This window comes from Treponema denticola ATCC 35405, assembly GCF_000008185.1.
Lineage (GTDB): Bacteria > Spirochaetota > Spirochaetia > Treponematales > Treponemataceae > Treponema_B > Treponema_B denticola.
On sequence record NC_002967.9, the window covers coordinates 1,707,738 to 1,721,321 of the forward strand.

Genomic DNA, 13,584 nt, shown 5'->3' on the forward strand with positions numbered 1-13,584 from the left:
CTATCGATTACCACTTAAGAAGTTTATCAAGTTCAGCATCGCTTTTTAATATCTTGCAATTATCATCGGTGCGTAAACCTTCATATGTAGTTTGAATGATAGATTGAATAGCATTTAGTGCAAGTCCCTGAGAAAGAAGGGCTTTTATCTGATCATAAAGCGTAACTGTAGATGAGGGATCAGGGACATCACTTAAAGTTAAAATTTTGGCATTAAGCTTTTCCGTTATAACAAAAAACTGTCTGCTGTCTACCCTATCCTGTATATCGAATATATAGTTTACATCTTTTGAGAAAATTTCCATTAAGGCTTCAGGAGTAGCATTTAACAACTGAGCACCCTCTGCCGTTTTAGGTATATAACCTTCTTGGGCAACGTAATTACCGGCTTCTGCATTTTTCTTGATGTTTGCAATCTCTTTTATATTCTTCTTAACCTTTTTGTGCAATTCATTAATTTTATCTATTTCTTCCTTGTCTTTACCTTCTTTTTTTACTGCGACAAAAAGCATTTTGACCATATCGGGACGAACCAACTCACCTTTTTTCATTTCATAGTATGAACGTATCTGAGCGTCTGTAGGTGTTGCCATTTTTACAATTTCTGCTTGATGTTTTGAAGCTATATAGTTTTGAATTATAAGATTATCTTTGATAATTTTTTTGAGTTCTTCAACAGTACAACCTGTTTGTTTTTTCATAAACTCGTCAAGCGATATGTTTTCTTTTTGTTTTATCAATTTAGCGAATTCGCTCTCTGTTATTGGATATTTTACATATTGAGAAAGCACATCGTTAAAAGCGTTATCAACTTGGGAATTGGAAATCTTGATATTTTCTTTTTCGGCAGCTTGAACCAAAAGCTTGGTTCGCATTAAACTTTCCAAAACAAGCTTTTTATCATCATTTGTAGCTATATTTCCGCCCTGAGATTCGGCAAATTTTACAAGCTTTTTAAGCTGACCAAGAGTTATAGGTTCCTTTTTTGACAGATTTACCTGTGCAATAACCTGTAAATCATTTTGGGCAGACAAAAGGCCCAAAAAACCGACTAACATAACTGCAATAAAAATGTTCTTTTTCATTTTATCCTCATCTATTATCCCATATGGGGATGATATATTTTAAAGAAGGCAAAGCCGATCTTCGCCCTATTAACAAAATTGAACGGCAATAAGTTACATTTAATGTTCAAGTACAGCTCTTATTCGCCTGACCCCTGAGGAAGAAGACTGTTCTTTTTTAATGCAAAAACGGCCTAAAGAACCTGTTCTTTCAACGTGGGGGCCTCCGCAAACCTCGGTAGAAAAGTCTCCTATTTTGTATACCTTAACAACATCTTCATATTTTTCGCCGAAAAGAGCCATAGCGCCTATTTTTTTTGCTTCTTCTAAAGGCATAACTTCCATAGTTACGGGCAAATCGGCCTTTATAGCCTCATTCACAAGCCTTTCAACCTCTTTTTTTTCGGCCTCCGTCATGGGCTCGGGATGAGAAAAGTCGAAGCGGAGCCTTTCAGCCGTTATATTCGAGCCTTTTTGCTGAACATGATCGCCTAAAACCATTCTTAAAGCCTTGTGCAAAAGATGGGTTGCCGTATGATAGGCCGTTGTCTGCTCCGAATGGTCGGCAAGACCGCCCTTAAATACCTGTTCGCTTCCGGCTCTGGATAGTTCCTGATGCTTTTTAAAAGCCTCATCAAATTCTTCCCTGTTTACGGTTAAACCCGATTCGGAGGCAAGTTCTTCCGTTAATTCGATAGGAAAGCCGTAGGTATCATAGAGTTTAAATGCCATTCTTCCCGGAATAATCTTTTTAGGATTTTTTAAAAGGTTCGGAAGCATTTTTTCGAATTCTGCCTCGCCTTTTTTTAAGGTTTCAAGGAATTTGTCTTCTTCGGCCTTAAGTTCCGTTAAAATTAAGGTTTCATTTTCCTTTAGTTCGGTATAAAAGCCGGCATTTTGAGCGATAACGGCAGAAGCCGGAACGGATAAAAAGTTGCCGTCTATGCCGAGTTTTTTGCCGTGTCTTACAGCCCTTCTGATAAGCCTTCTTAAAACATAGCCCGCCCCGATATTTGACGGAAGCGTAGTTTTCGGATCTCCCAAAATAAAGCAAGCTGTTCGGACATGGTCGGCTATAATTCTGATAGAGGTATCGGTTTTTTCGTTATCGCCGTATTTTACGCCGCTTATATCTTCAATCGATTTAATAATTGAAGTAAAGGCTTCGGTATTATAAACGGAAGGCTTTCCTTGAAGCATGGCAACTGTTCGTTCAACCCCCATTCCCGTATCTACGCATTTTCTTTTTAAGGGAGAATATGATCCGTCCATGTTTTTATGATATTGCATAAAAACATTGTTCCATATTTCTACATATTTACCGCAGTTACAGCCGGGGCGGCAATTTGAACCGCAGGCAGGTTTTCCCGTATCTATAAAAATTTCCGTATCGGGACCGCATGGGCCTGTTTCACCGGCAGGGCCCCACCAGTTATCTTCTTTGGGGAGGAAAAAGATTCTATCTTTAGAGACACCCAGACTTTCCCAAATCGAAGCCGATTCTTCATCACGGGGAGCGTCTTCATTTCCTTCAAAGACAGTAAAGGAAAGTTTATCGATAGGAATCCCTAAATACTTTTCATCCGTTAAAAATTCAAAGCTATAGGCGATTGATTCTTTTTTAAAATAATCTCCCAAAGACCAGTTTCCAAGCATTTCAAAAAAGGTCAGGTGAGAAGCATCCCCTACATCATCTATATCGCCCGTGCGCACACATTTTTGCACATCGGTTAAACGGGTTCCGGCAGGATGAGGCTCCCCCATTAAATAAGGGACAAGCGGGTGCATACCGGCAGTTGTAAATAAAACCGTGGGGTCATTTTCAGGAATAAGAGACCTCCCCGAAATTTCCACATGCCCCTTGCTTTTAAAAAAGTCTATATATTTTGAACGCAGTTCATCAATCGTAATATTTTTATTCATAGGGAAGCTATTTTAAGGAATAAAAAAGAAATTGTCAATTACCCTGCATTGGCTTATTATCATCCACATAAAGGCCTTAATACCTCTCAATTCTCGCTTCAGTGTACCCGGAGCTTGTTACCCTACCCTTCAAACTATCGCCGTCAGCCCCTCTGGGAATACGTACTTTTTTACAGTATGAATCATTTGAATAATTTCCAAAAGCGGCTGTACCAACTGAATTTACCTTACCCGGCAAGGTTATGACAGCTTCCGCACAAGATTTAAATGCCTGCACCCCGATAGTAGTTAAGTCGGCACATACTGATAGATCAACTGCATCAATTTTTTTACAGTTTTCAAACGCAGATGCTCCAATTGTAGTGATAGTTTTAGGTAACTTCAGACCGCTTATTAAACCGCACCCTTGAAATAGTCCGACATCAATAATTTTAAGGTCTAAACACGAGGATAAATCTACCATACCTTCAAGTGCAACACACTGATAAAAAGCAGTACTTCCGATTGATGTAAGGCTTTGCGGGAATTTTACTCCGGTAATTTTTGTACAGTTATAAAATGCGGATTTTCCGATAGATTGCATTGAAGTACACGGAGATAAATCCATCATTGTGTTTATGCCATTACAACCGTTAAATGCCAACTCTCCGAGTGTTTGTAAGCTTGCAGGGAATTGCACGCCGGTTATTCCATAGCATGAATTAAAGGCTTGATTACCGATAGCGATCAATGCCCTACAATTACCTAAATTCAAAGTGCCTTCAATGCCATTACAACTCGAAAACGCAGATGCCCCGATTCCTGTAATACCTTCACCTAAAATAAGAGTCTTAATTTTTTGATACGAATGAGGGAAGACATCTGAACACTTAAAATTTATATTGCCTTTTAAAACAGATAATTTAGTTATATCTCTGTCATTATAAAACGACGCATCGTTTCCGGTTGCCATTAAAATATCGCCCTTTCCAAATTCGACTGAAGCTAAGGCAGTACATTCTCCAAACGCTTTATTCCCAATTTTTGTAAGACTTTCCGGAAGTTTAATTTCCGTCAAACCGGAACATTTTAAAAATGCCGAGTCAGCTATTTCGGTAATATTCGGGGGTAGCTTTACTGTTTGTATTTTTTTATCGGAAGAAAATATCGAATTTTCGATTTTTTGCAATTCCGTACAGCCTGACATATCAATCGAGCCTGCTATATTGTAACAATTTGTAAAACAAGATGACCCGATAGTTTTAATGTTTTTGGGGAATTTAATGTCGCTTATATTAGAGCAACCGTAAAAGGCGGAAGATCCGAGCGACACTAACTTGTTACAAGCGGACATATCCAAAACACCTGATAAACCTATACAGCTTGAAAAGGCGGAACTGTCGATTTTGGTAAGGTTTTTCGGTAACCGGACTCCAAGCAGCCTTGAGCAGCCGGAAAAGGCCGAATAACCTATTGATGTTAATTTATCGCATTGCGACAAATCCAAAACGCCTTTTATACCGAGACATTCACTAAAAGCTGTAGAACCAATTTCGGTAACATCCTCCCCGAAAACAACCGAGGAAATCGTTTTATATGAATCGGCAAGCATATCTTTTACCTTAAAAGTTACTTTGCCTGAAAGAATTGTCAGCTCCTTAATACTTTTGCACTTAAGAAAAGAACCGCTAGTACCAGTTGTATATGTGATTGCACCGTTTCCAAGAACAACTTTCTGTAAAGATATGCAGTTTGCAAAACTCTTATCCTTGAGCGTTTGCAACGAAGCGGGCAGTTTGATTTCCGTAATCGCCGAACAGTCTAAAAAGGCTGAACCTCCAATTTCGGTAAGATTTGTACATGCCCGCATGTCAAGTGCACCTCTTATACCGCGGCATTTTTCAAATGCATTATCTTGTATTGTTCTCAATTTTTGACCGAAAGTAATGCCGGTAATTGCCGAACAATTATAAAAAGCACTCCTACCTATTTCTAAAAGGTTATTCGGCAACTGCACAGCCGTCAGTGCACTACAGTCACTAAATGAATAGTTTCCGATTCGCTTAAGATTATTCGGCAACTGCACAGCCGTCAATGCATAACAGTTACTAAATGCAGAGTCCCCTATTTGCTCAAGATTTTTCGGAAACTGTACAGCCGTCAAAGCATAACAGTTATTAAATGCAGAGTTTCCAATTCGCTCAAGATTATCCGGGAAGGTAATGCTCCGCAGTGCTGAACATCCGGAGAACACACTGTCTTCAATTTTGGTAAGTTTTGAATATGGCGATAAATCTACTTGTTCTATCTGATAACAACCATAAAAAGCTCTATTTTCAATAGTTTCTATTGACTTAGGTAACTTAACCGTTTTTAAGTTTGAACAATTTTCAAAGCTTGTCGACTTTATGCTTTTCAAGTTTTCACAATGGGCAATATCCAACTCGGCAATACCGCTGCAAGATAAAAACGCAGAATTATCGATAAATTCAAGCGAAGCCGGTAATTTAAGGACTTCCAAACTTGTACAATTACTAAAAGCAGCAGCATGTATTGACGTCAGTTTTTTACAGTGTGAAATATCCAAACCCGTAAGTTGTGTACAGCCGGAAAAGGCATTAGAACATATTGAAGTAACTTCTTCACCTAGGTATAGACTCAAAATTTTATTTGGCTGCTGTACCAATGAGCACTTAAAGTTTATATCACCGCTCAATATACGCAACTCCGTAATTTGGTTACAGTTGTAAAATGCATTATTGCCGATAGTAACAGAACCTTTTTTGAATTCTACCGTCTTAAGGCTTGTACAATTTGCAAAAGCATTTGTATCGATATCGGTAACAGTCGCCGGTATGGTTATTTCCGTTATCTCTGAAAAGTTATTAAATGCATAACCTTCGATTTTTGTAACACCTTCACATAATACAATTTCAGAAATATGCAGCTGACTAGAGCTTGAAAAAGCATAGTAGAAGTTACTCTTTACCACACCGCCCAAGATTGTAATTTTTGATAATTTTTTGCATTGATCAAAAATAGTACTATAGCATTGTGTTCCCCCATCTGCAAATTCAACTGCTTGAAGTTCCCTACAATTTCTAAAAGCATATGGTTGTACGTTAATGAGAGTCTTTGGGAAAGAAACGCTTTTTATTGCATTACAGTTGATAAATACATTCTGGTTTATTGTTGTAATGGTTTTTCCGCCTATTTGATCGGGTATAACAAGATGTGAAGGTAAATTTTCAGGTTGACAAGTGTATCCAGTAATTGCCCCATAGTTATCCAGCCTAAAAATTCCTGTGTCAAATGCTTTAACAAAGACGGCACTATCAGAGTCAAAACAATAGTTATCCGTTATACTTGTACCATTTTCATCACCGAGCAGCCAGCTGATACTCGAACTGTTTTCAACGCTTATGCAGGCTTCAATTTTAGATTTTACTTCAGACCACAGCGACCCACAGTCAATAGTAAGACTTGCTGTGTTTACCGTAACTTTGTCATTTCCTGCAATACTGACGGTGACAGTTTTTCGCTTGGACACGGCAAAAACAGTTACATCTTCCGTGAATGAGGTTTCGTTTGTTATTTCAGTTCCAGACCCATCAGCCAGTTTCCATTGCACAAATTCGTAATATTGTTTACATACCGCACACGATGCAACAGCGGTTTTTATACCGGCCCAGACGGAATTCTTTTTTACCTCTATACTATCTTTTTTTACTTCGATGCCGACATCACCTTGAACTGTTATGGTAATCATTTCGGCCGGAGGAACAGGAATTTTTTTCTCTTCAGCAAACAGTTTTGTGTCTGCCGTAAACTCATGGTCGTCGGTTAAAACCGCACCGCTTTGATTGTCGATTTTCCAAGCTATACACTCATAGCCCTCAGCACATTCTATACTATCAGTTGCTGCCTGTTTAACCCCAGACCACTTTGTGCCTTCTTCAACCGTCAGCGTTTGCCGCTTTACTGTTATATTGCTATCGCCGAATATACTCAAAGTAAACTTTTTCAGTTGCGGTGAGCCTTGCTGTCTAACAACCGGAAAAATATCCGTATTGCTTTCAAAGGTGTATGAATCATTGATAAAAACACTGTCCTGTGTGCGAAGTTTCCAACCGATAAGCTCATACCCTGTTTCAACATTAAGCCGCTTGATTGCTGTTTCTTTGATGCTGAGCCAAGATGATCTTGACCCAACGGTAAACTCCGGCTCCGATACGGTTGTATGTTCAACCTGCTTGATAGTAATCTTAATATTGGTATTTTGCGGCTCGTCTATTTTTTTTGCAACCGCAAAGAGAACTGAATCGTCGGTAAATTTTTCCTTATCGCTTATATCCGCACCGTTTTGTTGATTCAATTTCCATGAAGCAAGTTCATAGCCGGAAGTAAAAGTAATCAGTTTTTCAGCTTCTTTTTTTACCTCAGAACCTACAGCTCCTTTTTCAACCCAAAACGAAACTTTTTCTTTTGTTAAATGCTCACCAATTACCAGTATTTTAATCCGATTTGCATTGGTATTTACCTCATACGGCTCTTTAATAACTGTTACCGGTTGCTTACAGCTCATATAAAAACTGCTCAACAAAACAGCAAAAATCACAGTTCTAACAACACCTAAAGTAAAAAACTTCTTCATACATGCTCCATCCTTTTTTATTCTATAATGCAGTATAGGCCATTCATCTATTTTTTGTCAATTATCCACCACAGAAATTACTTTTTTGATTCCTCCTATAATTCAATGCTTGTTGTATATTTTTATCTAAATATACCGAGTAAAGATTCTTTACGGCAATGCCGAATAAGGTACGGGAGAACATGATGAAAAAAATTATTTTTATTTTTACGATTCTTTTGACGGTTTTTACGGGTCTATATTCGGAAGAGACAGGACCCGAATTTGAGGTTACTCTTAATATTACCAACATCGAAACTATCGAAGGAAAACTGTTTTTGAGTATCTATCAAGATGCACAATCTTTTAAGAAAAAAGAGCCTTTAAAGACTGTCAGCGTTCAAGTAGACGGTAAGGAAATGACAATAACGGAAAAACTACCTCAAGGAGAATATGTTTTTTTTGTTTATCAAGACATTAACAAAAACGATAAACTGGACAGAAACTTTTTAGGCATGCCTAAGGAACCTGTAGGATACGGCAACCATAAGGGCGGAAGGCCCGGAGGATTTAACAAGTTAAAAATAGAAATCAAAGAAAATAAAAGCGTAGATATTAAACTTTTTAAAATTTAAGTTTTCTTTAGGCTAGATTTTAATCTTACTATCTGTTAAAATGCCCTCGCTTGAGAGGGCTTTTTTAATGGATAGTGTAAAAAATTTAAAAAACAAGCTTCCGCCTCACAATATGGAAGCAGAAAAGGCTGTTTTGGGAGCTATTTTAATAGATCCTGATGTCTTTACCTTTGTAAGACCGATTTTAGATGCGTCAGCTTTTTATTCTCCTCAGCACCAAAAGATATATAAGGCTATTTCGGAATTAGACACCCAGTCTCAAAAGGCGGATATTTTAATATTGACAGACTATCTTCGCTCGGTAAATGAATTGGATTCAGTCGGAGGGGCAAGCTACATAGCATCGCTTACGGATGAGGTTCCAAGCTCTGCAAACTACGAATTTTATGCAAAAATCGTGTTGGAAGCCGCTATAAGAAGAAATTTGCTAAAAGTTTCCAATAAAATTTCTGCAGATGTATTTGATGACAGCATATCAAGCCGGACAGTCTTGGAAGAAGCTCAAAAAAGTATCTTTGACCTTACGGAAGCCGGCAATTCGGCGACTTTTAAGTCTTTGGCTGAGGTCATAATGCCTACTTTGGAGGTTCTCCAAAAACTACACGAACGCAAGGGAGCATACACCGGTGTTCCTTCAGGTTTCGGTAATTTGGATAATATGACCTACGGATTTCAGGACTCGGAATTTATAATAATAGGAGCCCGTCCCTCCGTAGGAAAAACAGCCCTAGCCATGACCATGGCGGCCCACATCGCTATTGACGAAAAAATTCCGACTGCCTTTTTTTCTCTTGAAATGTCGGATATGCAGCTGGTACAGCGTTTGATAGCTTCAAGAGCAAAAATAAATTCGAACAGAATAAGGTCTGCAAACCTAACGGCCAGAGATTTCGGCAAGGTATCAGAAACCTGCGGTATGCTCTATGAAGCCCCATTTTACCTTGTGGATATGCCGAATATGAAGCTTTTGGATTTAAGAGCCATAGCCCGCCAGCTTTGCAGTCCGCCCTATAACGTAAAAATTATTTTTATAGACTATATAACCCTTATTACGGGGGAAAATGCAAGCATACCGCGTCATGAACAGATTGCCGAAATTTCAAGGTCTCTAAAAAGTTTGGCAAGAGAACTGAATATTCCCGTAGTTGCCCTATCCCAGCTGACAAGGGATGCCGAAGGAAAAAAACCCGGGCTTGCCGATATAAGGGAATCGGGTTCTCTTGAACAGGATGCCGATGTGGTCATGTTTTTACACCGTGAAAGAGCCGACACAAGCGAAGATGAAGCAAAACCTATTCCGACCGAACTCATTTTGGCAAAACAAAGAAACGGCCCCATAGGCACTGTCCCGCTCTTGTTTTTATCCCAATATACGACCTTTGTTACCGAAGCTAAAGAAAAATGATAGATAAAAAGATAAAATCTTCTTGACTATTGGCAGGAAAAGCAGGATAATATATCTAGGATTATTATTTTAAGGAGGTTTCTTTGAAAAAAGTAAGAGTATTACTTTTACTATTGTCTGTTCTTTTTATGTTTTCCTGTAAGTCTGCTCCCAAGCAAAAAGAAGAAAAGCCGGCTGAACCTGAAAAAACTCAAGAACAAGAAGTAGTAAAGGAAGAAACAGATAAGAAAGCAAATGAAAAAAATATGTCTGATGATTATTACACGGTATATTTTGCACCGCAATCTTATCAAATCGATCAGTTTACCGCACAAATACTAAAAGAAATAGGCGAAGATCTAAAAGCAAAAAATGTAAAGAAAATCGTCATTTATGGTCACAGTGCAAAACTGGATTCACAAAAGGATGAAGATCGTATTGCATTACAGCGAGCAATTGCTGTTGCAAGCTATTTTCAAAAAATGAAGCTGTTTGATGCGAACAATATAATCGTCGAAGGTAAAGGAGCAAGTGAACCTGCCCGAAGCCATTCAGAGATTACTGACCGCTTCAAAAACCGAAGAGTAGAAATTCACAGTGTTAAATAAACACTATGAAACTTTAAAAAATCATTTTGGAGGTAACTAATGATTAAAAAAATTTTTTTTGTAGCCGTATGTTCACTTTTAGTGGTTTCGGCTTGGGCACAGGCTCCTTCGATTGTTGGAACAGACTATGTCCGCCCCGCAATTCACTATGTTGAAGAAGGCACCAACTATGTAAACAGTGATGTCTTTTTTAAACTAAGATCAACCGATAAAGAAACCGGTCTTGACTTTGTAGAATTTGCCTTGAATGGTGCAGATTTTATGAGATACAAAAACCCCTTCCAACTTCTTGAAGAAGGAAAATATGATATTTCATACAGAGGATTTGATAACAGCGGAAATCTGGAATTGCCCAAAACTTTGTCGGTAATCGTAGATAATACAGCTCCTGATACAATGATCAAGACAACAGCACCTTTGTACAATGACGGTGTCGTAGTTTATTGCTCAGCCGATACAAAATGGTATGTTTCTGCAGCCGACATAGTCGGAGGATCAGGTGTAGCAGCCGGTTACATGGGAACGGATCTTAACTCTCTTAAAATATCCGGAAACGGAAAAGAGTCTGAACAGACCTATGTTTCCTTAGATGGTGAAGGACCTGTAAACCTTTATTACACAGCTATTGACAATGTAGGAAACCTTGCTCCTATTAAGTTACTCGCAGTTACTATCGACAGGACAGCTCCCGTCGTAAGCATTGCAAATTCAAACCGTCTTATCAACAAGGATGAGGAGTACATGGTATTCCCCAGCGATAGAGTTGTAGATGAAGAAGGCAGAGTTATTGTTTCTACAAGTGAAACCGTTTCATTTGCAGCAAAAGACGATCTTTCAGGCGTTGATGCAATTTATGTAAAAGTAAATGACGGAGAATATACCAAGTATGTAGAACCGATCAGATTTACGCAAAATGCAGTTTACAAAATCGAAGTTAAAGCTATCGATAATGTAGGCAATGTTTCTGAGCCTGTTATGTACACATTCTATGTAGATCAGATTACACCTAATTCGGAGGTTGATATAATCGACAGGTCAGGGAATCTTCTCCCGGCCACAACCCCCGCAAATGCCCAGTAAAAAAATTGAGGCATCACCGATAAATCGGCTTCCGATATAACGATTAATCGGTTTCCGATATAATCGGTAATATAAAAAAGCCGAAGTAAACGGGATATCCCTGCTTCGGCTTTTTTGTTTTGTAAAAAGATAAAGTATGAAATTAAAAAAGATATGTTTTTGTATTTTAATTCTCATAAATTTTTCATATGTTTTTGGAAATACCGATCTAAATAAAACAAAAACTGAAATTGAAGTAGAGTTAAACTATCCTTTAAATTTTAATATTTCTATATCGCATTTTTTAAGGTCTTACAAGGAAAATTCGGATTCAAAATATACCGAGCTTGAATTTAGGGCCTCATTGAAGCCTGCAAATATTTTGGGGTGTTTAAATGTAAAAATAGTTTATCTGCCTTTTATCAACTTTTTCTCCGGAACTACGATAAGTACAGGCTGGGCCTACCCTAGCCTAAATTTTTATGGACTTGCCGAAAATAAAAATGTCAATAACTTACAGGTTATCAAACCGCTATATTTTTCAAAATTCTTTATTGATCTCAATGCAGGCCTAGAACTTTATTTTGATTTAAACTCAAAAATAAAAAATGAATGGTCAGGTCTAATTTTAAAAACAAGGCATATTATAAGTTACAAAGACATTGTTCCTCAAACAAATGAGGATTTTTTCTTTTTTGATAATGACTTAGGTGAAAATAGAAACGGAGCCCGTTATACCGGAACATACTCGATAGAATACAATATGCCTCTTTACTTAAACACTATAAGAGTAGAGCTTATAAGCCATAAAAACCTATATAAGCCACTCCCCTTTACTAAAAATAAGGCCGAACAATTATGGACTTTTGAATTAAAGAATGAACTCTTTTTTAAACCATCTGAAAAAATAAGAATAAAACTACAAGCTGTATGGAAGACAGCTCCAATTTATTATAATTACAAAGATGAAGCTCATTTTACGCAAAAAATAATCAATTCAAAAAAGAAGATAGGTATGTTCTTTGAGTCTGTTGCAATCAGTCTTATATTTAAACTATAGCTTAAGCTCCGGGTTGAAAAAAACCTTTATCCGTAATTATACCTGCACAAAGTTCATAAGGCGTTATATCAAAGGCAGGATAAAGCCCTGAGATTGAACCGCTCTTATTTTCAAGATTACAATCATCCGGTAAAATTGCAGTTCTTTTTCCCATAGCGTAAAGAGCTTCTTCAGGATTTCTATATTCAATTTTTACTTCTTTTGCAGAAACATAATTTTTATCGGGAAAGCCTATTGCGTAATAAGGAATACCAAAGTAACTTGCAGCTATAGCAATTTGAAGGGTTCCTATTTTGTTTATGATAGAACCGTCAAGGCTTATAACATCGGAAGCTGAAACACAAAAGTTAATCTTTTTTTCGCTCATTAAAAGGGCTATCATATTGTCGGTAATGACGGTCGTGTCAAAGCCCATGTCATAGGCCAAAGAAGCGGTCAATCGGGCTCCTTGAAAATATGGACGGGTTTCGGCACAAAAAACCTTGATATTTTTATCGGTTTCTTTAAACCTGCGTAAATATCCTCCGACTGTAGTCTCTCCAAAACATTGGGTTAAAATCGAAGATCCGTCAGGAACCAAATCGGCAAAAAAAGAGCCGGCTGCCGTATTTTTTTTATACCTGACATTGTTTTGCTCTACTGCATTTTGTTTTAAGGAGGTAATAATTTCATTTGAAGACAATCCGCTTTGGATGAGTCTTTCAAAAAGGCTCAATGATTCGGCTGTAACAAGCTGCATTGCCTTGCTTGTGGTAGGACGGGCATGGGATAGAATATATGCTGCCTCTTTCATAAACTCAAGGTATGCCGTTTTTGAAAGATTTTTTCCTTGATAGGCAGCAAGAGCCATACCCATAGCAGCCGCTGAAAATGGCCCGCCGCTTTGGGTTACCATGTCGGCAATAGCCTTTGCAACTTCCACGTATGTTTTACATATACAAAATTCTTTTTTTTCGGGATAAATACGCCTGTCTAAAATACGCACTTCTCCACATTCTTCATCAAACCAAGCAACATTTTCATATTGTAAAATAAAGCCTAAGTTATAATCTTCTCGCATTTTTAAGTATTTTACCGATTTTTCCTGTTTTATTTATAAATTCTACACTAATTTACTTAATAATATAAGCATTTTTTATAACTTTGTCAGTATAAAATAAAAAAAACTTAAAAGAAGACTTGCGTTTTTTAAAAAGATATTTTATAATATACTTAATAGTTAATGGTGTAAATAATAAAC

Annotated in this window: 9 protein-coding genes; 5 read left to right on the top strand and 4 right to left on the bottom strand. The window is 37.6% G+C overall.

From position 1 onward, the window contains the following. Positions 1-7 precede the first annotated feature (7 nt). From TDE_RS07935 to TDE_RS07945, 3 genes are all read right to left on the bottom strand, one after another. Positions 8-1,084, bottom strand: a complete 1,077-nt coding sequence (locus TDE_RS07935; protein ID WP_002669285.1) for a membrane protein — start codon at positions 1,082-1,084, stop codon at positions 8-10. A 99-nt stretch (positions 1,085-1,183) separates the two neighbouring features. After that, positions 1,184-2,986, bottom strand: coding sequence for an alanine--tRNA ligase (locus tag TDE_RS07940; RefSeq protein WP_002679355.1), 1,803 nt, complete (start codon positions 2,984-2,986; stop codon positions 1,184-1,186). A gap of 76 nt (positions 2,987-3,062) precedes the next feature. Next, positions 3,063-7,619, bottom strand: a complete 4,557-nt coding sequence (locus tag TDE_RS07945; RefSeq protein ID WP_002679357.1) for a leucine-rich repeat domain-containing protein — start codon at positions 7,617-7,619, stop codon at positions 3,063-3,065. A gap of 185 nt (positions 7,620-7,804) precedes the next feature. On the opposite strand from TDE_RS07945, the gene TDE_RS07950 reads away from it, so the two are divergent. From TDE_RS07950 to TDE_RS07970, 5 genes are all read left to right on the top strand, one after another. Continuing rightward, on the top strand, positions 7,805-8,233 hold the full coding sequence (locus TDE_RS07950) for a DUF2141 domain-containing protein (protein ID WP_002671005.1): 429 nt from the start codon (positions 7,805-7,807) through the stop codon (positions 8,231-8,233). 67 nt (positions 8,234-8,300) lie between these two features. Further along, positions 8,301-9,638 carry a replicative DNA helicase gene (gene dnaB, locus TDE_RS07955; RefSeq protein WP_002669313.1) on the top strand — a complete coding sequence of 446 codons (1,338 nt, stop codon included), beginning with the start codon at positions 8,301-8,303 and terminating at the stop codon, positions 9,636-9,638. An 83-nt stretch (positions 9,639-9,721) separates the two neighbouring features. After that, entirely contained in the window at positions 9,722-10,225 is a 504-nt protein-coding gene (locus TDE_RS07960; protein WP_002671003.1) for an OmpA family protein, read from the top strand. A 39-nt stretch (positions 10,226-10,264) separates the two neighbouring features. Beyond that, positions 10,265-11,305, top strand: coding sequence for an OmpL47-type beta-barrel domain-containing protein (locus tag TDE_RS07965; protein ID WP_002669316.1), 1,041 nt, complete (start codon positions 10,265-10,267; stop codon positions 11,303-11,305). A gap of 136 nt (positions 11,306-11,441) precedes the next feature. Next, positions 11,442-12,344, top strand: coding sequence for a hypothetical protein (locus tag TDE_RS07970; protein WP_002679360.1), 903 nt, complete (start codon positions 11,442-11,444; stop codon positions 12,342-12,344). Between the two features lies 1 nt (position 12,345). On the opposite strand, the gene TDE_RS07975 is transcribed toward TDE_RS07970, so the two are convergent. Then, the gene (locus tag TDE_RS07975) at positions 12,346-13,404 is read right to left on the bottom strand and encodes a s-methyl-5-thioribose-1-phosphate isomerase (protein ID WP_002679362.1); all 1,059 of its coding nucleotides are present in this window, start codon (positions 13,402-13,404) and stop codon (positions 12,346-12,348) included. Between the last annotated feature and the right edge of the window lie 180 nt (positions 13,405-13,584).

Bases quoted from the DNA above. Each gene is read 5' to 3' on its own strand.
- TDE_RS07950 (WP_002671005.1), top strand. From the start codon at position 7,805: ATGAAAAAAATTATTTTTATTTTTACGATTCTTTTGACGGTTTTTACG.
- TDE_RS07940 (WP_002679355.1), bottom strand. From the start codon at position 2,986: ATGAATAAAAATATTACGATTGATGAACTGCGTTCAAAATATATAGAC.
- TDE_RS07975 (WP_002679362.1), bottom strand. From the start codon at position 13,404: ATGCGAGAAGATTATAACTTAGGCTTTATTTTACAATATGAAAATGTT.
- TDE_RS07965 (WP_002669316.1), top strand. From the start codon at position 10,265: ATGATTAAAAAAATTTTTTTTGTAGCCGTATGTTCACTTTTAGTGGTT.
- TDE_RS07945 (WP_002679357.1), bottom strand. From the start codon at position 7,619: ATGAAGAAGTTTTTTACTTTAGGTGTTGTTAGAACTGTGATTTTTGCT.
- TDE_RS07935 (WP_002669285.1), bottom strand. From the start codon at position 1,084: ATGAAAAAGAACATTTTTATTGCAGTTATGTTAGTCGGTTTTTTGGGC.
- dnaB (WP_002669313.1), top strand. From the start codon at position 8,301: ATGGATAGTGTAAAAAATTTAAAAAACAAGCTTCCGCCTCACAATATG.
- TDE_RS07970 (WP_002679360.1), top strand. From the start codon at position 11,442: ATGAAATTAAAAAAGATATGTTTTTGTATTTTAATTCTCATAAATTTT.